Origin of the sequence: Sulfurovum sp., assembly GCA_026990595.1 — a bacterium.
GTDB lineage: Bacteria > Campylobacterota > Campylobacteria > Campylobacterales > Sulfurovaceae > Sulfurovum.
In genome coordinates, this window is record JALXCZ010000011.1 from 129606 (window position 1) to 146451 (window position 16846).

Annotated in this window: 20 protein-coding genes; 15 read left to right on the top strand and 5 right to left on the bottom strand. The window is 41.7% G+C overall.

The window, feature by feature from the left end; genetic code table 11:
- Positions 1 to 8: 8 nt before the first annotated feature.
- The 6 genes from MVE01_RS03850 (at position 9) to MVE01_RS03875 (ending at position 4630) form a co-directional block, all read left to right on the top strand.
- Positions 9 to 1028 carry a M24 family metallopeptidase gene (locus tag MVE01_RS03850; RefSeq protein ID WP_472560849.1) on the top strand — a complete coding sequence of 340 codons (1020 nt, stop codon included), beginning with the start codon at positions 9 to 11 and terminating at the stop codon, positions 1026 to 1028.
- A 34-nt stretch (positions 1029 to 1062) separates the two neighbouring features.
- On the top strand, positions 1063 to 1551 hold the full coding sequence (gene folK, locus MVE01_RS03855) for a 2-amino-4-hydroxy-6-hydroxymethyldihydropteridine diphosphokinase (RefSeq protein ID WP_472560850.1): 489 nt from the start codon (positions 1063 to 1065) through the stop codon (positions 1549 to 1551).
- The gene (locus MVE01_RS03860) at positions 1551 to 2630 is read left to right on the top strand and encodes a flagellar biosynthesis protein FlhF (RefSeq protein WP_472560851.1); all 1080 of its coding nucleotides are present in this window, start codon (positions 1551 to 1553) and stop codon (positions 2628 to 2630) included. Before folK ends, MVE01_RS03860 begins: the two co-directional genes overlap by 1 nt.
- Complete coding sequence (locus tag MVE01_RS03865; RefSeq protein WP_472560852.1) at positions 2620 to 3108, top strand: hypothetical protein; 489 nt, start codon at positions 2620 to 2622, stop codon at positions 3106 to 3108. The genes MVE01_RS03860 and MVE01_RS03865 overlap by 11 nt, the downstream gene beginning before the upstream one ends.
- Positions 3092 to 4117 carry a tRNA 2-thiouridine(34) synthase MnmA gene (mnmA, locus tag MVE01_RS03870; RefSeq protein ID WP_472560853.1) on the top strand — a complete coding sequence of 342 codons (1026 nt, stop codon included), beginning with the start codon at positions 3092 to 3094 and terminating at the stop codon, positions 4115 to 4117. The genes MVE01_RS03865 and mnmA overlap by 17 nt, the downstream gene beginning before the upstream one ends.
- 99 nt (positions 4118 to 4216) lie before the next feature.
- Positions 4217 to 4630 (top strand): DUF255 domain-containing protein, encoded by a 414-nt coding sequence (locus MVE01_RS03875; protein WP_472560854.1) that lies wholly within the window; start codon positions 4217 to 4219, stop codon positions 4628 to 4630.
- A 19-nt stretch (positions 4631 to 4649) separates the two neighbouring features.
- Here MVE01_RS03875 and MVE01_RS03880 read toward each other — a convergent pair whose 3' ends face one another.
- On the bottom strand, positions 4650 to 5168 hold the full coding sequence (locus tag MVE01_RS03880) for a DUF2062 domain-containing protein (protein WP_472560855.1): 519 nt from the start codon (positions 5166 to 5168) through the stop codon (positions 4650 to 4652).
- Positions 5169 to 5286: 118 nt separating this feature from the next.
- On the opposite strand from MVE01_RS03880, the gene MVE01_RS03885 reads away from it, so the two are divergent.
- The 8 genes from MVE01_RS03885 to MVE01_RS03920 all read left to right on the top strand — a co-directional run bounded on the left by MVE01_RS03885 (position 5287) and on the right by MVE01_RS03920 (position 13068).
- Positions 5287 to 6225 carry a ribose-phosphate pyrophosphokinase gene (locus tag MVE01_RS03885; RefSeq protein ID WP_472560856.1) on the top strand — a complete coding sequence of 313 codons (939 nt, stop codon included), beginning with the start codon at positions 5287 to 5289 and terminating at the stop codon, positions 6223 to 6225.
- A 78-nt stretch (positions 6226 to 6303) separates the two neighbouring features.
- Positions 6304 to 8115: a translation elongation factor 4 gene (gene lepA / locus MVE01_RS03890; RefSeq protein ID WP_472560857.1), complete on the top strand. Its 1812-nt coding sequence runs from the start codon at positions 6304 to 6306 to the stop codon at positions 8113 to 8115.
- A 1-nt stretch (position 8116) separates the two neighbouring features.
- On the top strand, positions 8117 to 8578 hold the full coding sequence (locus MVE01_RS03895; RefSeq protein ID WP_472560858.1) for a hypothetical protein: 462 nt from the start codon (positions 8117 to 8119) through the stop codon (positions 8576 to 8578).
- 79 nt (positions 8579 to 8657) lie between these two features.
- A complete protein-coding gene (locus MVE01_RS03900) occupies positions 8658 to 9038 on the top strand; it encodes a group III truncated hemoglobin (RefSeq protein ID WP_472560859.1) in 381 nt (126 codons plus the stop codon).
- 29 nt (positions 9039 to 9067) lie between these two features.
- Positions 9068 to 10318, top strand: coding sequence for a vWA domain-containing protein (locus MVE01_RS03905; RefSeq protein ID WP_472560860.1), 1251 nt, complete (start codon positions 9068 to 9070; stop codon positions 10316 to 10318).
- A gap of 315 nt (positions 10319 to 10633) precedes the next feature.
- Entirely contained in the window at positions 10634 to 11740 is a 1107-nt protein-coding gene (locus tag MVE01_RS03910) for a MotA/TolQ/ExbB proton channel family protein (protein ID WP_472560861.1), read from the top strand.
- A 4-nt stretch (positions 11741 to 11744) separates the two neighbouring features.
- Positions 11745 to 12899, top strand: coding sequence for an OmpA family protein (locus MVE01_RS03915; protein ID WP_472560862.1), 1155 nt, complete (start codon positions 11745 to 11747; stop codon positions 12897 to 12899).
- Positions 12889 to 13068 (top strand): hypothetical protein, encoded by a 180-nt coding sequence (locus MVE01_RS03920; RefSeq protein ID WP_472560863.1) that lies wholly within the window; start codon positions 12889 to 12891, stop codon positions 13066 to 13068. Before MVE01_RS03915 ends, MVE01_RS03920 begins: the two co-directional genes overlap by 11 nt.
- A 10-nt stretch (positions 13069 to 13078) precedes the next feature.
- Here MVE01_RS03920 and mltG read toward each other — a convergent pair whose 3' ends face one another.
- The 4 genes from mltG to MVE01_RS03940 all read right to left on the bottom strand — a co-directional run bounded on the left by mltG (position 13079) and on the right by MVE01_RS03940 (position 15362).
- Positions 13079 to 14161 (bottom strand): endolytic transglycosylase MltG, encoded by a 1083-nt coding sequence (gene mltG / locus MVE01_RS03925; RefSeq protein WP_472560864.1) that lies wholly within the window; start codon positions 14159 to 14161, stop codon positions 13079 to 13081.
- Between the two features lie 67 nt (positions 14162 to 14228).
- Positions 14229 to 14672 (bottom strand): YaiI/YqxD family protein, encoded by a 444-nt coding sequence (locus MVE01_RS03930; protein WP_472560865.1) that lies wholly within the window; start codon positions 14670 to 14672, stop codon positions 14229 to 14231.
- Positions 14669 to 14863 carry a YwbE family protein gene (locus tag MVE01_RS03935; RefSeq protein WP_472560866.1) on the bottom strand — a complete coding sequence of 65 codons (195 nt, stop codon included), beginning with the start codon at positions 14861 to 14863 and terminating at the stop codon, positions 14669 to 14671. Before MVE01_RS03935 ends, MVE01_RS03930 begins: the two co-directional genes overlap by 4 nt.
- Before the next feature lies 1 nt (position 14864).
- A complete protein-coding gene (locus tag MVE01_RS03940; RefSeq protein ID WP_472560867.1) occupies positions 14865 to 15362 on the bottom strand; it encodes a hypothetical protein in 498 nt (165 codons plus the stop codon).
- A gap of 110 nt (positions 15363 to 15472) precedes the next feature.
- Here MVE01_RS03940 and MVE01_RS03945 point away from each other — a divergent pair, with 110 nt between their 5' ends.
- Positions 15473 to 16684 carry a fatty acid desaturase family protein gene (locus MVE01_RS03945; protein WP_472560868.1) on the top strand — a complete coding sequence of 404 codons (1212 nt, stop codon included), beginning with the start codon at positions 15473 to 15475 and terminating at the stop codon, positions 16682 to 16684.
- Positions 16685 to 16846: the final 162 nt, after the last annotated feature.

Consider the following 16846-nt stretch of genomic DNA (forward strand, 5'->3'; position numbering starts at 1 on the left):
GGTTTCTTATGAACTATATGCTTCTAAATGAAAATGCTATCTATTATGAATGCGGTTACAGTTGTGACAATGCACTCTACCTGCGTTTGGGTTCAGAAGCATATTTCATTACTGACGGTCGCTACACTATAGATGCCAAACAACATGTCAAAGGTGCCAAAGTAGTCATAAACGGTGACCTGTACGGTGAAGCGGTCAAACTGCTTAAAAAGGCTAAGGTTAAAAAGGTTGTGTTCGATCCTAAAGAGTGGAGTGTAGCGGGATTTGAGAAAATAAGCTCTCAGACAAAAGTGACTTTTAAAGCTAAGCCGGACTTTTCTCATAAAAAGCGCATTATCAAGTCAGATGCAGAGTTGAAGATCATTGCCAAGGCAGCCAAACTTGGTGCAAAAGCCTTTAAAACATTGGCAAAAGAGTTCAGCAGGAACGGCTTTGGTGAAGATGAGTTTACTTTAACACACAGAGCCAGAACGGTTCTGGGTGATTTTGGAAAATTCGATCTGAGTTTTGAGCCTATTGTAGCTGTGAATGCCAATGCGGCGAAACCGCATGCAACACCGACAAAAACAAAACTGAAAAAAGGTGACCTTTTGCTTGTTGATGCAGGGCTGAAGTACAAACGCTACTGCTCAGACAGAACACGTACGGTGTTTGCACAAGAGGGCTTTAAGTTCAAGACCAGACAACACTTCTCGCAAAAGAAGATACAAAAAGCCTACGATACCGTACTCAAAGCCCATGACAACGCCATAGCCAAAGCACGTTCGGGCATGAAAGCCAAAAAGGTAGATGCGCTCACACGTGACATCATAGAAAAAGCGGGGTTTGGAGAGTATTATGTACACTCCACAGGACATGGGGTAGGGCTTGATATTCACGAGATGCCTTACATCTCTAAAAAGTCAGACACCATCATAGAAGACGGGATGGTCTATACCATAGAGCCAGGCATCTACATACCCAATGAATTTGGTATACGCATAGAAGATATGGTAGCTATGGTAGACGGAAAGGTAAAGGTATTGTAGGGTTGCTGTACCCTTACAACACCAAAAGATGGACATGGTAAAAAGAAAAAAACTCAATAAAAACCATACATTGATTTCTACCCCGCATTTTCCCTATAATACCAAAAGCAAAGGCGGCAACCGTGCACTTCTTGGCATAGGTGGAAACATAGGCGATGTCATACGCCGTTTTGAACACCTTTTTTGGTATTTGAAACGTTCACCGTTTGTGCATGTCGTGGAGACAGCACCACTGTTAAAGAACCCGCCGTTTGGCTATACCCGGCAGGATGATTTTTTCAACTCACTGTTGTTGGTTGAAACCAGGTTGACACCGCAGGCATTATTGCGTTATGTGTTACGTGTCGAGAGACTGTTTGGACGTAAGCGTTCCTTTCAGGATGCACCGCGTACGCTAGATATAGATATAATATTTTATGAGAATGTGAAGATGGATACCAAAACCCTGACACTTCCGCATCCGGGATGGATGAAGAGAAGTTCAGTGCTTATCCCGCTCTCACATATGAAAGGTCGTTTATAATGATAAATGAAACATTTGTAGCTTCAGACCCTAAAAGTGCCTATGAACAGGCAGTGGAAAAATATGGTACGTCCGATCTTTCCATTGTCTCTGCAAAACAGGTGAAGTATGATGACGGAGCACTGCGTTGTGAAGTGATCATAGCCGTACCTCAAGCACTTTTTATGCAAAGATCATTTGGTGATGAGCCGATCGTGGGAGAGGAAGAAGTCCTGCTTTCAGAAGTAAGTGAACTCAAAGCCCAGCTTGAAGTGATGAAAGAGGGAATGTATGAGGAGATACAAAAAGAAGACAGCGTGATCTCTGAAGTCAAAGCACTCTTCATGAAAAAAGGTATTTCCGCCCGGTGGCTTGATGAAATGTTCCATACACTTATAGGTACGGAAGTTGTAGAAGAAAAATCACTTCTGGTCTCTTACCTGCTTGAAGAGATAGACGAGGCACTCAAAGTCAAAACTGAAGACCTCTCTACACCCAAAGTAATGATGCTTGTAGGTCCTACAGGGGTAGGGAAAACGACAACTATTGCCAAACTTGCAGCACGTTATGCCTACTTGCTGGACAGACCTTACAAAGTAGCTCTGCTTAACCTTGACAGTTACAAAGTAGGTGCCATAGAACAGCTTGAACACTATGCAGACATTATGCAGATAGAGCATCTCTCCATCTCTTCGGTAGAAGGATTCAAAGAGAAGCTTGAAGTGTTGGCAGAGTATGATGTGGTACTTATAGATACTGCAGGAATGTCTCCGTATGATACACAGAAGTTCATCCGTACCGTAGAATTCGTCAATACCGAGTCAGAAAGAAAAATAGAGGTTGACCTGGTGCTCTCCGCTACGGTTAAGTATGAAGATATGGAAGATATTTACAAGAATTTCTCATTTCTTAATTTGGATTCTGTCATCATCAGCAAGTTTGATGAGACAAAACATTTTGGTACACTGCTGAATTTTATGTTACTCTATAAACTTCCTATGAGCTACTTCTCTGTAGGGCAGGAGGTACCTGACGATCTGGTTCCTGCGAGTAAAGAGTACCTTTTGGAGCGTTTTATAGGAGATGTCAATGAAGGGTGAAACACAGGCAGTTCACTTAGCCAAAGTCATGCAAAAGCATAAGCTCTACCCTGAATATGAGCTGGCACTTCCTTTGGTCAAAGTAAAGAAGAGCAGTTTTAAAAAACTTACACAGGGTGATATACTTCTTTTAGGACTTGACGGACTGGAGTTGATACTTTTACTAGAAGAGTGTGTCTGTGCAAATGCAGAGATAAACGAGGCACAGAACAGTTTTAAAATAAAAATAACAAATATAGTAGAAAAGACGGATATATCGAATCATAGTAAAAAATATGAAATTTTAAAATGTTCTTTCGGAATGCTTCAAAGCAGAAAGCTTGAAGTAGGGCATAAAATAGATATTGCCCAACTGAATTTGGAAGATGTTACGCTTTTTACAGAGGGTAGAAAACAAGCAGAGGGAAAGCTTGTAAAAGTGGATGATGAGATCGCTATACAAATTATAAAAGTGAATAAAAATGAAAAACAGAGGTAAAGTCTTAGTAGGAATGAGTGGTGGTGTTGACTCTACGGTAACAGCTATCCTGCTTCAGAAAGAGGGATATGAGGTTGAAGGTGTCTATATGAAACTCCATCATAAGCCCGGCTATCATGAAGAAAATTTTACAAAAGCACAAAGGGTAGGAGACTACTTGGGTATAAAAGTACATTTTCATGATCTTTCCAAATCATTTGACGAACAGGTCTACCGATATTTTGTAGAGAGTTACAAAGAGGGGCTTACCCCTAACCCCTGTGTCATCTGTAACCGTACCATCAAGTTTGGGAAGATGATAGAATTTGCAGATTCTTTAGGGATTGAAAAAGTGGCTACAGGGCACTACCTTAACTGCGACGGTGAGTATATCTATGCAGCAGAGGATCCAAGCAAGGATCAAAGTTATTTCCTGTGTGAAGTGCGTAAAGAGGTACTGCCCAGATTACTGTTCCCTTTGGGAAGCTGGATCAAAGAAGATGTCAAAGCATATGCTGCGAATATTGAAGTGCTTCAAGACTTTGCCACACAAAAAGAAAGCTCAGAGATCTGTTTTGTAGAGAACAGTTATGATGAAGTACTGGCACGTCATATGGATATAGATATTCCGGGAGAAACAATAGATATAGATGGCAATGTAGTAGGTACACATAAAGGCTATATGCACTACACCATAGGAAAACGCAGGGGATTCTTTGTCAACGGTGCGCATGATCCGCATTTTGTACTTGCCATTAAACCTGAGCAGAACCAGATTGTAGTCGGTACGAAAGAAAAACTCGAAGAGAATGCCTTTGAAGTCAAAGAGATCAACCTTTTTGATGACTTGCATGTGTTTAGATGTGATGTTAAAGTCCGTTACCGAACCCACGCGGTACCGTGTCATGTAGTCATAGAGGGTGAGAGAGCCAAAGTGACACTGGATGAACCTGTATTTGGACTGGCACATGGTCAGATCGCTGCTTTCTACGACAAAGACAGACTGCTTGGCGGTGGAGTGATCTGTTAAATCATACTATCTCGTTTTGCCATGTGAATACTTATATATAACCTGTAAAAATAAAACATGATATAATATACTTATAAATTCTTTGAAAGGAGAATAAGTATGAAAACAATACTCATGTTTATCTTGATAGTCGGTAATCTGTTGGCGATCACAGCAGAAGATGCAGCATGGCTGCTTGATGCACAGACTGATCTGAGCAAAGCATATGAAAAAGCAAAAGCCCAAAAGAAAAAATTAGTACTTTTGGTGGTAGTAAAAGATGGCTGTCACTGGTGTGAAATGATGGTGCATGAGACACTGCGAGATCCACAGATACAAAAAAACCTTAAAGAGATGGTCACCGTGGTTGTTGATGTGAATGGCAAATTACCAAAGGCATTTCAAACCAAATTGACACCCGGGATATTCTTTATTGATGTGAAGCGTAAAAAAAGTGTGTTGGAGAATTTCGGCTACATTAAAAAAGGCGGTTTCCTTATTGATATCGTTTCTGCAAGTGAGATGGTAGAATAAAAGAAGAAAGTTTTATTTGTCAGTTTTCTTTTTCTCTTCTCTCCCGTCGCTCTTTTTCACGCTGGTGTTTTTCACTTTTGACTGATTTTATCCATAGCCAGTTGAGTACAAAATAGATCAGTGTTGAGACGACGATAGAGTAAAAAGCTGTACCTACATACAAGGGAACAAAGATGTCACCCATGTGTGAGGTGAACCAGTCAAGTGTAAGTTCTATGTTGCTTATCCCTTCGCGACCTAAAATGAAATTGCCTGTAAGGTACTCCATGTAATACATAGGCGGCATAGTAACGGGGTTGCTTAACCAGACCATTGAGATGGCAATGGGTACATTAAAGCGTATAAAAGGGGTGGTTGCCATGACAGCAAGCATCTGCATAGGCATAGGGATAAAGCCCCAAAAAAGTCCTATAAGTACCCCTCTGGTTATCATACGTCTGTTCACACTCAGATAGCCTTTTGGCAGATGATATTTTTCTAAAAAAGTATCTATTTTGCTTTTTTGGGATGATTTTTTTTTAAAAGCTTTGCGTATCATTTAAATCCATAGTATCATAAAATATTTGTCTTAGTGTAATACCACGGAGCTTTAAATCCCCTTTTTATCAACATTTGTGTAGAATATGCGTAACAAAATATACGTAAAGGTACAACCAATGAGCGGATATATGCTTTTTTCCGGAACTTCCAACCCTGAACTTGCGCAAGAGATAGCGACTTACCTTGAAATGCCACTCTCTCAAGCTACGATCAACCGTTTTTCAGATGGTGAGATCTCTGTACAGATCGCTGAGTCTGTACGTGGTAAAGATGTTTTTATCATCCAGCCTACCTCTGCACCTGCAAATGCGAACCTGATGGAACTGCTCATCATGACAGATGCTTTGAAACGTTCTTCTGCCAAGTCAATTACGGCAGTCGTGCCTTACTACGGCTATGCCAGACAGGACAGAAAAGCAGCACCGAGAGTGCCTATTACTGCCAAACTCGTTGCCAATCTTATGGAAACATCAGGGATCACACGTATGGTTACGGTTGACCTTCATGCTTCACAGATCCAGGGTTTCTTCGACATCCCTGTCGATAACCTTTATGGTGCTATTTTATTCATGGACTATATTAAAGCCAAGAATTTTAAAAACCCTGTGATCGCTTCTCCTGACATTGGCGGAGTGGCAAGAGCCAGATATTTTGCAAACAAACTGGGGCTTGATATGGTCATTGTCGATAAACGTCGTGAAAAGGCAAATGTAGCGGAAGTAATGAATGTTATTGGCGATGTGGAAGGGAAAGATATTATTCTTATTGATGATATGGTCGATACGGCAGGTACCATGGTCAAAGGTGCTGCAGCACTGAAAAAACTTGGAGCAAATTCGGTCATGGCATGTTGTACACACCCGGTTCTTTCAGGTCCAGCCTATGAACGCATTGAAGAGGGTGAATTGGATGAATTAGTCGTAGCAAACACTATCCCTATGAAGAAGCAGTCCAAAAAGATCAAAATGCTCTCTACCGCCTCTATGCTTGGAGAAGTGATCCGAAGAGTCCATAACAATGAGAGTGTCAACTCACTCTTTGAAATGGGCAATTGATCCTGACAGATCAGAATTAAAATGACAGTAACACAGCAGTCTATTATGCTTATACAGTTGTCAAAAAGAGGATAAATCTTGGTTAAAACAGTACCACAGAAAAATATACGTAACTTCTCCATCATCGCACACATTGACCATGGAAAGTCTACGCTCGCAGATCGTATCATACAGGAGTGTGGGGCGGTGAGTGACCGACAGATGTCTGCCCAGGTGATGGACACGATGGACATTGAGAGGGAACGTGGTATTACCATTAAAGCCCAGTCTGTACGTTTGGACTATGTTAAAGACGGTGAACATTACATCCTTAACCTTATAGACACTCCGGGTCACGTGGATTTCTCTTATGAAGTGAGCCGCTCACTGGCTTCGTGCGAAGGTGCACTGCTCATTGTTGATGCGGCACAGGGCGTAGAAGCTCAGACCATTGCCAATGTCTATATTGCCATTGAGAATGATCTTGAATTGCTTCCTGTCGTGAACAAAATAGACTTGCCTGCTGCCGATCCTGACCGTGTTCTAACCGAGCTTGAAGAAGCCATCGGCATCGATGCAACAGAGCACAATCTTGTCTCTGCCAAAACTGGTGTTGGGGTAGCAGAACTTATTGATGCCATCATTGAGCGTGTGCCTGCACCGCAAGGGGATGAAAATGCTCCGGCTAAAGCCCTTATTTATGATAGTTGGTTTGACAACTATTTAGGTGCTTTGGCTCTGGTACGTGTCTTTGAAGGAAGCATCAAAAAGCGACAGACCATCAAGATCATGGGAACCAAAGAGGAGCATCAGGTATTGGATCTAATGTACCCAAATCCCATTGCACCCATCAAAACCGATGAGATACGTACAGGTGAAGTGGGCATTGTCGTCACCGGACTAAAAACGGTTGAGGGCTTGCAGGTGGGGGACACGATCACCGATGCCAAAAACCCTACAGCAGAGATCATCGGCGGATTTGAGCCTGCCAAACCGTTTGTCTTTGCGGGTATCTACCCCATAGAGACAGACCGTTTTGAAGATTTGCGTGATGCACTGAACAGACTCAAACTCAATGACTCCTCACTCAGCTTTGAACCGGAGAGTTCTATGGCGCTGGGTTCGGGGTTCAGGACAGGTTTCCTTGGGATGCTGCATATGGAGGTCATCAAAGAGCGTTTGGAACGTGAGTTTAACTTGGAGCTCATCGCTACTGCACCTACGGTTGTCTACAGGGTAGAGCAGACCAATGGGGAAGAGATAGAGATACAAAACCCTTCTGAACTGCCTGAACCGCAAAAGATCGCCAAGATCTTTGAACCTTATGTGAAAGCGACTATTTTAACACCTCAAGAGTACTTGGGGAACCTCATTAAACTGCTCAATGACCGCCGTGGTATTCAGATCAAGATGGATTACCTGAACGAAACACGTGTCCTTTTGGAATATGATATTCCCATGAATGAGATAGTCATGGACTTTTACGACAAATTGAAGTCTACCACCAAAGGATATGCAAGTTTTGACTATGAGCCTATAGGGTTTAGAGAGGGTGATCTGGTCAAACTTGACATTCGTGTGGCGGGTGATATCGTCGATTCACTCTCTATTATCGTACCACGTGACAAAGCACGTTCACGCGGGCTTGCTTTTGTAGCACAGCTTAAAGAGCTCATCCCAAGACAGCTGTTTGAAGTTGCCATTCAGGCGAGTATCGGCAATGATATCATTGCCCGTACCAACGTGAAGTCCATGGGCAAGAACGTAACTGCAAAGTGTTACGGTGGAGACATTACCCGGAAAAGAAAGCTTTTAGAGAAGCAAAAAGCGGGTAAAAAACGTATGAAGTCCATCGGTAAGGTGCAAGTACCGCAAGAGGCATTCATGGCTGTCTTGAAGTTGGACAGTTAGTATGTTTGATGTAGTTACAGAGTGGGCATTCCATATTCACCTCATTATGGCGATCTCCTGGATAGGCGGGTCGGTCTTTATGTTTATTCTCGGTGTCTCTTTGAGAGACAAAAAGGCACAACAGGAGGTTTACCCTCATGTTGGACCGATCTTTGGCTGGTTTGAAGTAGTTGCCCTTATTTCACTGCTTTCCAGCGGAGCTGTTCTTGGTATGAAGTACAGTCTTTTCCCTCTGCTTTTCAACGACAACGGAACCCCTATCTCCCATGCGCTTAATATGAAGCTGACGCTTGTCATCATCTTGACCATTGCTACAGTTGTACATTTTATCATTGCCTACCGAACCAATGGCAAACAGCGTACACGTACAGAACAAATCCTCTCCAGAGGTTCCTCTATGCTGATATTGCTCTTAAATCTTTTTGTAATGCATTATGCAATCGTTCTGAGGAATATACTTTAGAAGTGCCCTTTAACGACTGCCCACTAAACCTTTAAGATACTTCTGCTATAACCTACCAAAACCAATAAGGAATTAAAATATGTCTGCAAACACGATCACCAGAGAGAACATAGAAACCATGGTTATGAACTTTTATACAAGGGTCATGAAAGATGACATTGTAGGACCTTTTTTCGTCGCCAAGTTGGGTGATGATATGAACAACGAGCACTGGAGACCGCACTTGAAGCTGCTCATAGACTTTTGGGCTTCTATCGCTCTGGGAGACACCTCCTACAGGGGGAATCCTTTTGCTCCGCATATGTATTTGGGGGAGTTGAAGCGTGAGACCTTTGCACAGTGGCTCACACTCTTTTATGCCACACTTGATGAAGTCTATGCACCACAGATAGCTGAGCAGTTCAAAGAACGAAGCAGTATCATTGCCGGGAACTTCATGCGTAACCTGGGGATAGCATAAACCCGAATAAACTTTGATATAATCAACCCATGACACACCTGGAAAAGATAGAAAAAGCCAAAGCCAGACTGATGTTGGAACATCCCTATTTTGGAACGGTCGCGGCTGCGTTGAAGTTGCATCCGAGTGACAATATAGAGTCATTTCTCTCTGACGGTGTGCACCTGCAGTACAACGATGCCTACTTTGACAATGCTTCTGTGGAAGAGGTGGAGTTTGCCCTTGCAAACGGAGCGATGCATACGGTTTTGAAACATCAGAGACGTATAGGAGAGCGGTACGAGTGGCTTTGGCAGTTGGCAACGGATTACACCATCAATGCCATGCTGCTAAAGAACGGATTTGGGCTGCCTGACCGTGCCAACTTTCAGCAGCGTTTTGAAGGGATGTATGCCGAAGAGGTGTATGAGATATTACGTTCTGACATTATAAATGAAGAGCTAAGCAGTGATGAATCACTCCAAGAGCAGGCGCATGATGAACAGGGAAAGTCAAATAATGACAGAGTCTCACAAGAAGGAGTGGAAGCACCCAGAGACTGGAATGAAAAAGGTGACAGACCAAGACAGGGTGCCAAAAGTGATGGTTCAAACTCTGAAAATGCCAACAGAAATGAACTGCAGCATGCCAAAGAGGAAGAACCTTTGGAAGAGATACATGCATTACAGGAAGAGCTTAAAGAGCATTTTGAACAGATATTCCAAAAGCTTAACCGGCAAGGTACATTGCCTAAAGACCTGAATTTCGTTGTACCTGAATATTTTTCCCACAAAGTAGACTGGCGTGAGCTTTTGTACGGGTATATCGCTTCGTATGCCAAAAGTACCTACTCCTTCATACCTCCGAATATGAAGTACCTCTATCGCGGTATATACCTGCCGTCACTGAACTCCGATCTTTTGCGTATCGTCATTGCGGTAGATACTTCAGGTTCGGTGGATGAAACACTTTTGGGTACTTTCTTGGGAGAGGTAGGCTCCATTATGCAGCGTTATCCCAATTATGAAATAGACCTTATTATGGCTGATGCCAAGGTACAGTCGCATAAAGTTTTTTTACCCGGCGAGTCATTGGAGTATGATGTAAGCGGAAGAGGAGGAACGGACTTTAGCGCTGTTTTTGCCTACATAGACCAACAGATAAACTATCCGACACTTCTGCTTTACTTTACCGACGGCATGGGTACCTTCCCTGAATTTGAGCCAAGCTATGATGTGATGTGGGTCATACCTGAAGCTAAAGAAGTACCGTTTGGTGAAGTGATGGTCTTAAATGAATAATGCGATCAATCGCATGAGCACTCTGCTGAAGAGAACTCAGTGTTAGCGTAGTATGCAGGGCTTTGCTCCGTATGCGTCCTAAACAAATGGTACCATTTGGGGACATGTTGGTCTTAAATGAATAATGCGATCAGTCGCATGAGCACTCTGCTGAAGAGAACTCAGTGTTAGCGTAGTATGCAGGGCTTTGCTCTGCATGCGTCCTAAACAAATAGTACCTTTGGGGACGTTTTGGTTTTAGGAAATTAATTGTTGGTTTATACACTTTTGCTATAATCTATACAATCGCAAAAATATACCTATGAGGATGCTTCTATGTTACAACTCGATAACCAAAGCTCAAAATCATGTTTTTCACACTCCTTTGTCATTGTACTGCTTCCTTTACTTTTTCTCGTAGGACTTGTGCTTGGATATTTGGGGCTGCTCCCTCTGAAAGTTGAGTTGCATACACTGCTGATCATTGCATTCATCTTTGTTGTATTTCTTTTCTTTGTAAGACACAATGCCAACTACGCAGCCTGTCATATGAGAGGTTCCTTTGCAGCTATGGAAGCAAGTCTGCAGAGTGAACTCAGAGACAATGCACTGACTATCATGGGCAGGACAAAGTCTACACTGCATGTCAAAGATTTTATGGCTGAGTATTACAAAGATATACGCAATGATAATTTTGCCCGTGTAGCACCTTCTGTATTCCCTATGCTCGGTATTTTGGGAACATTCATTGCTATTGCCATTTCTATGCCTGACTTTACAGCCAAGGACCTTGGTGCACTCGATCAGGAGATATCGGTACTGCTTGCAGGTGTAGGAACGGCATTCTATGCTTCGATCTACGGGATCATGCTCTCTCTGATCTGGACCTATTTTGAAAAAAGAGGAAGCACAAAGGTAGACAAGAATCTCTACGATCTGGAGAAACTTTATGAATCACGTGTATGGAAGAAGTCCGAACTCATCAAACATGAGCATATGCAGAGTGAACTTAAAGATCAGGAGATCGTCCAGACACTAAAAGAGACGTTCAATATGGATTTTATACGTGAACTCAATGAGCAGTACCTCAAAAACTTTACAGCGATCATGAATGAGACAAGTAAAAGCTTTACAGTACTCACAAAGCAGATGCAGGATGCTTCCCATGAGTTAAGGGTAACCTTGGACAAGATACATGACAGACAGGAGAGTATCAATGCTGTCTCTACCATAAAAGAGAACATAGAAGGGTTCAATGCCAATGCCAAAAGCTTACAGAGATCCATGGAACGCTTTGATGGAACAGTCGATCATACCTTTGACAAGATAGACTCTGAAGTAGGACAGATCGTAGAGAAGCTGGGTTCTTTTTCACGTATCATTGCCGAGCAGAACCAGATGATACTCAGCAATCTGGCAACACTCAAAGAGGATAAGAAGTAACCCTATGTTCAGAAAAAAAAGTACCGATGAGGGCAGTAACTTCTGGATATCGTATGCAGACTTGATGGCAGGGCTGCTTTTTGTTTTTATTCTGCTCATAGGAGCGATCGTCTCCAAGTCTATCATCCTTAAAAGTCATTTGCATGAAAAAGAAGACCGGCTGGCGTTGATCTCCCAGACACTTAAAACCAAAGAATCCAAATTGGATGACCTGAATGCTTCTTTGGTTAAGAGTAAAAAAGTGATCCATACCAATAAAAAACTCATAGCAAAAAAAGACAAGCATATTAAAGAGGATTTGCATACGCTTAAACTAAGAGAAGATGAGATCAAAAAACTTAACCAAATGCTTCTTAAGACAAATACCCAAAAAGACCTCCTCAGCAAAAAGATAGTGATTGTACAGAATCTTCTGAATGATACAAACCAAACACTGAAGAAAACAGAGCTCTCTTTGGCAGAGCGTAATAAAATGCTTAAAGCATACAAAGGAAAAGTGATCGTACTTTCAGATCAGCTGACTGAAGCGAACAGAACAGTAGAGAACAAAGACAAGAAACTTCTTGAACTGCTGAATGCTCTTGATGAGAAGGCGACAAAGTATGACAAGCTGGTAGAGAACCTTCAAAAACAAAAGGCCAAGATCAAGTCACTTACAGGTATCAAACTCAAGGTCATTGCTGCGCTCAAGGATGCGTTGGGAAACAAGATCAATATAGACAAGAACAGTGGTTCGCTCAGGCTTGCATCGAATATACTGTTTGATAAGGGAAGTGCAACACTCAAAGAGGGAGCGAAAAAAGAGCTTAAGAAAGCATTTGAAGAGTATGTAGGTACACTGGTCAGCAACCCCAAGATAAAACCGCATCTGGACAAGATCATTATAGAAGGACATACAGACAGTGATGGTGGCTACCTGTATAATCTGGATCTTTCGCAAAAACGTGCATTTGCCGTGATGAACTACCTGCTTACGCTGGATTTTGCAAAAGAGTATAATCTGAAACCCCTACTGGTTGCTTCAGGTCGTGCCTATCTGGATGCTATCAAAGTAAATGGCATAGAAGACAAGGATGCTTCAAGACGTATTGAGATCAAATTCAGACTAAAGAATGAAGATGCAATGCATGAGATAGAGAAGGTGCTGGATGCCGAATAAATTTAAAACAGAGCATTTTGAACCGGTAAATATTAAAAGTGCCAAAGATGTTTTGCAGAAGCATCTTGAGGCATTGGAGATACAGAAGGAGGGTAGCAGTATGGCAAAAAAAGAACCACAAAAGTACTCACTTTTGCAGAGGTTTCTGCATTTTATAAAGCTGGGTTAGCACTTCCCTCTTAATATTTTGCCGGTATGTAAGAGACAGAAGTAAGATTTGTTTCTTTCGCATGTTTCCCTTTTGATTTGGAAGTGTTGACTTTTACAGTCTCTTTTTTCTTTGATTTGCTTTTCTTCTTTCGTGATGTTTTAAATGCTTTGATATTTTTGAGATGTTCTTCATAACTTGCTGTAAAATCATGTTCTCCGTTTTGGTTCAGCATGAAAAAGAGATAGTTACTTTTTTTCGGGTGTATTGCAGCATAAAGTGCATCTTCTGTGACGGTTCCCAAAGGGTAGGGAGGCAGTCCTTTGTGTTTGTAAGTATTGTAGTAGCTTGTATCACTTTTGATACGTTCGGGAGTGATAACCGTATGAGAATGCTCCCCATAGTTCAGAGTACTGTCCATTTGCAGTTTCATCCCTTTGTTGAGACGATTGTAGATTACTGAAGCAATAGAGGGCATCTCTTTTTTGGAGTTGCTCTCTTTTTGGATGATAGAAGCAATGGTGAGCAATACTTTTAATTCCGAAGTATCGGGTTTTTTATGAAAATATTTTTTCTCGAAGCCATTGATTACTTTAGTGGAAAGATCAAAAAGATAAGAGATCGTCGTATTCTCATCTGCTTTTCTGGCTATTTCATAGCGTTTGGCAAAGATATCTGCTTCCTCGAAGCGTGTATGCTTCTGGTAAAACCGGTAAAGCTTTTCTCTGTTGAGTTTCATATCTTTTGCTAGACGTGTGGTAAGTTCCTTTGACGTCTCACCGGCATAGATGACAATATCCATGGTCTGAGCTCTTTTTCTATGAAGATACTCAAAAAAGAAAAGTCTGCCGGACTCCTTGGGATCAACCGTGTACCACCCCTCTTTGGGTGTGCGTATAAGCTGCAGCATCATTTTGTCTATCCAGGTAACGGTATAGCCGTTCTTCTCCAGGGTCTGAGTCACTTCCTCCACATCGGATGAGGGGATATAGAAGGTAGTGACCCCTTGATTGACAGGAACAAAATTGTAGAGTACCGGAAGCAGCAGGATCACCATAAAGATCTCTACATAGAGTACAAAACGTCTGTATTTAGCTGAGATTATCTGTTTCATTGGGAGTGATTATAGCATAGTTGTGTTACCGGCAGTAAAAAATATGAAAAAAATATATAATCTCCGTTCAATATTTGGCTAAAAACGCATTGAACTGATTGGCAAAGGCATGGGCATCTTTCTGTCCGAACGGCTTTGGCCCTCCGGTTATTTCTCCGCTTTCTCTAATACTCTCCATTAAGTTACGCATAGCAAGATACTGTTTAATGTTCTCTATGCTGTAGAGTTCACCTCTGTGGTCTATGGCATGGGCATTTTTGGAGATGATCCTGTCTGCCAAAGGTATGTCTGCAGTGATGACCAGATCATTTTCTTTACAGAGTTCAACAATATGATGATCTGCCTCATCTGCACCTTGTGCAACAACAATATACTCAATATGTTTTGAGTTACCGATATTTATCTTTTTATTGGCGATGACTTTCGTAGGTATGCCCAGACGCTCTATGCTTCTGAGTACAATAGGTTTAAGAAGATTGGGAAAAGCATCACCGTCTATATAGAGGATCACAGTATCTCTTTGACACGACCTACTTCACCGGTATTTAGACGCACTTTTATACCGTGAGGGTGGGTAGGGGAGTTGGTGAGGATCTTTTGTACTTTACCGTAAGTCAGTCTGCCTGTAGCCTGATCCTCTTTGAGTACGACAGCAACATCCCGTCCATATCTGATATCTGCTCTTTTCTGTCCGCTTGCCATATTATGTCTTTGGTGCGTAGTTCAAGACTTTTTTAACGGTGGCTACCGAACAGAAGAAAAGTGCATCAAATACAGGGTTGAGTTTTGTTGTATTTTCATCTATTACGTCAAAGGGCTGAAAGAAGAATCCCGGTCCATCCTCTTTAACAGTGGGTTTGACATGAAATACAACGGGTTTGAGTGTACGCACAACATTGAGAATTTTTTTATAGTTCTTTGCCTCTTTTTCAGGAAGAAGGTTATCCTGCTTGCTTTCGTTGACACGGGCTTTAAGCAAAAGCTGGAGTTTATCGTTGAAAATTACTTTGTTCCATTTGACCGTACCGAGTTCTATATTGAATTCTCGGTTTGCAGAGACAAGAGGATGAGGTTTTGTCTCTCTAATGGCTTCAAGAAGCTGCAAAAAGAAGTTTATTCCGCCAAAATTATTGGCACACTGAAGGAGTTTTTCATGATGAAGTTTTTTCTCTTCTTCCGTGAGGGTATTGAAGTCGCACATTTGACTTCCTTTATCATAGATTTTTGCAATTATACCCGAATTTAGACCAAGAAACTCAAATTAATTAACTTAGTATATAATTATAACCATTATAAGTAAAAGGGTAGACTATGGGGAAGCAGCCACAAGAGGTTGAAGCACTGCCAATAGCAGACAAAGAACATCAATATGCACGCTATGAGGATGTAGACAAAGCACAGCTGGAAAAAGATATTAACGCCATAAAAGAGACGATGGGTGCTGTTTGTGAAAAGGATTTTCAGCACCTTTTGAAACTTGAAAAATGGGGAAGGATGTTTACTTTCTCCGGATACGGGCTTATTTTATTTTTAAGCATTATGGGATTGGGTGGAGGATTAACTGCATTGGTGTTTTGGCCATTGGCGATCATTGCGGCATTGTTGATAAGTACAGGAAATGTTGCCAGATGGGCAGATGTGACACATCCCATTTTACATGGTGCCTACGACAAAGTACCCAATATCCCGGAGCGTTATACCAAAAAGTATTTTGCCAAAGGTGCAAGACGTTATGTTGACTGGCTGGACTGGATCAAACCGCAGGCCTGGGAGTATGAACACAATATTATGCACCATTATCATTTGGGAGAGACAGAAGATCCGGACAATGTAGAGAAAAATCTTCAATGGCTTATTCAGTCCAAAGTACCGATGTGGCTTCGCTATATTATCATTTATGGATTTGCAGGGATGTGGAAATTCCTCTATTATGCACCCAATACACTGAGGATTCTTGAAAATAAAAAAAATAGGGATCAGCAAAAGCTGGAAGTGACTGACTATCAACTTGATCCCCGTACCAAAAATGGGTTGGAGCTATGGATGGAGTACTACCTTCCCTATATTGTAATTAAATTTATTGTATTCCCAATGCTCTTTTTACCATTTGGTGCACAAGCTTCAATCAATGCATTGATTATCATTTTGATGGCGGAGTTCTTTGCTAATCTGCACTCATTTTTAGTCATTGTACCAAACCACTCAGCAGAAGATATTTATATGTTCAATGAACCGCATAAAAGTACCGGAGAATTTTACCTTAGACAGATCATGGGGTCGGTGAACTATAATACGGGTACGGATTTTCTGGATTTTATTCATGGTTTCCTCAACTACCAGATAGAACATCACCTTTTTCCCAATATGCCGCACAGCTATTACCAGAAAATGCAGCCTGTGGTGAAAGATATTTGTAAAAAACATAATCTTGAGTACAGACAGGAGTCTGTATGGAAACGTATAAAGATGAGTATTGACCTGATGGTCGGGAAAACAAAACTGCTTAGAGTAGATGGGATCTGATCATAGAGACACGAAGAGAACGTATAGAAGAGATACTGCTGCGTAAACAACCGACACTGCAAGTGATGCTTGATAGTGTTCACAGTTCCCAAAATCTTTCAGCTATTCTAAGAAGCTGTGACGGGGTGGGAATTTTGCACCTTTACTACAATACCAAAGAGA

What these genes read in the sequence shown, in the direction of transcription:
- MVE01_RS03900 (WP_472560859.1), top strand. Translation starts at nt 8,658, where the DNA reads ATGTCTGCAAACACGATCACCAGAGAGAACATAGAAACCATGGTTATG.
- MVE01_RS03885 (WP_472560856.1), top strand. Translation starts at nt 5,287, where the DNA reads ATGAGCGGATATATGCTTTTTTCCGGAACTTCCAACCCTGAACTTGCG.
- MVE01_RS03875 (WP_472560854.1), top strand. Translation starts at nt 4,217, where the DNA reads ATGAAAACAATACTCATGTTTATCTTGATAGTCGGTAATCTGTTGGCG.
- folK (WP_472560850.1), top strand. Translation starts at nt 1,063, where the DNA reads ATGGTAAAAAGAAAAAAACTCAATAAAAACCATACATTGATTTCTACC.
- MVE01_RS03940 (WP_472560867.1), bottom strand. Translation starts at nt 15,362, where the DNA reads ATGTGCGACTTCAATACCCTCACGGAAGAAGAGAAAAAACTTCATCAT.
- MVE01_RS03865 (WP_472560852.1), top strand. Translation starts at nt 2,620, where the DNA reads ATGAAGGGTGAAACACAGGCAGTTCACTTAGCCAAAGTCATGCAAAAG.
- MVE01_RS03895 (WP_472560858.1), top strand. Translation starts at nt 8,117, where the DNA reads ATGTTTGATGTAGTTACAGAGTGGGCATTCCATATTCACCTCATTATG.
- MVE01_RS03915 (WP_472560862.1), top strand. Translation starts at nt 11,745, where the DNA reads ATGTTCAGAAAAAAAAGTACCGATGAGGGCAGTAACTTCTGGATATCG.
- MVE01_RS03850 (WP_472560849.1), top strand. Translation starts at nt 9, where the DNA reads ATGAACTATATGCTTCTAAATGAAAATGCTATCTATTATGAATGCGGT.
- MVE01_RS03905 (WP_472560860.1), top strand. Translation starts at nt 9,068, where the DNA reads ATGACACACCTGGAAAAGATAGAAAAAGCCAAAGCCAGACTGATGTTG.
- MVE01_RS03920 (WP_472560863.1), top strand. Translation starts at nt 12,889, where the DNA reads ATGCCGAATAAATTTAAAACAGAGCATTTTGAACCGGTAAATATTAAA.
- MVE01_RS03935 (WP_472560866.1), bottom strand. Translation starts at nt 14,863, where the DNA reads ATGGCAAGCGGACAGAAAAGAGCAGATATCAGATATGGACGGGATGTT.
- MVE01_RS03945 (WP_472560868.1), top strand. Translation starts at nt 15,473, where the DNA reads ATGGGGAAGCAGCCACAAGAGGTTGAAGCACTGCCAATAGCAGACAAA.
- MVE01_RS03860 (WP_472560851.1), top strand. Translation starts at nt 1,551, where the DNA reads ATGATAAATGAAACATTTGTAGCTTCAGACCCTAAAAGTGCCTATGAA.
- MVE01_RS03910 (WP_472560861.1), top strand. Translation starts at nt 10,634, where the DNA reads ATGTTACAACTCGATAACCAAAGCTCAAAATCATGTTTTTCACACTCC.
- mnmA (WP_472560853.1), top strand. Translation starts at nt 3,092, where the DNA reads ATGAAAAACAGAGGTAAAGTCTTAGTAGGAATGAGTGGTGGTGTTGAC.
- MVE01_RS03880 (WP_472560855.1), bottom strand. Translation starts at nt 5,168, where the DNA reads ATGATACGCAAAGCTTTTAAAAAAAAATCATCCCAAAAAAGCAAAATA.
- mltG (WP_472560864.1), bottom strand. Translation starts at nt 14,161, where the DNA reads ATGAAACAGATAATCTCAGCTAAATACAGACGTTTTGTACTCTATGTA.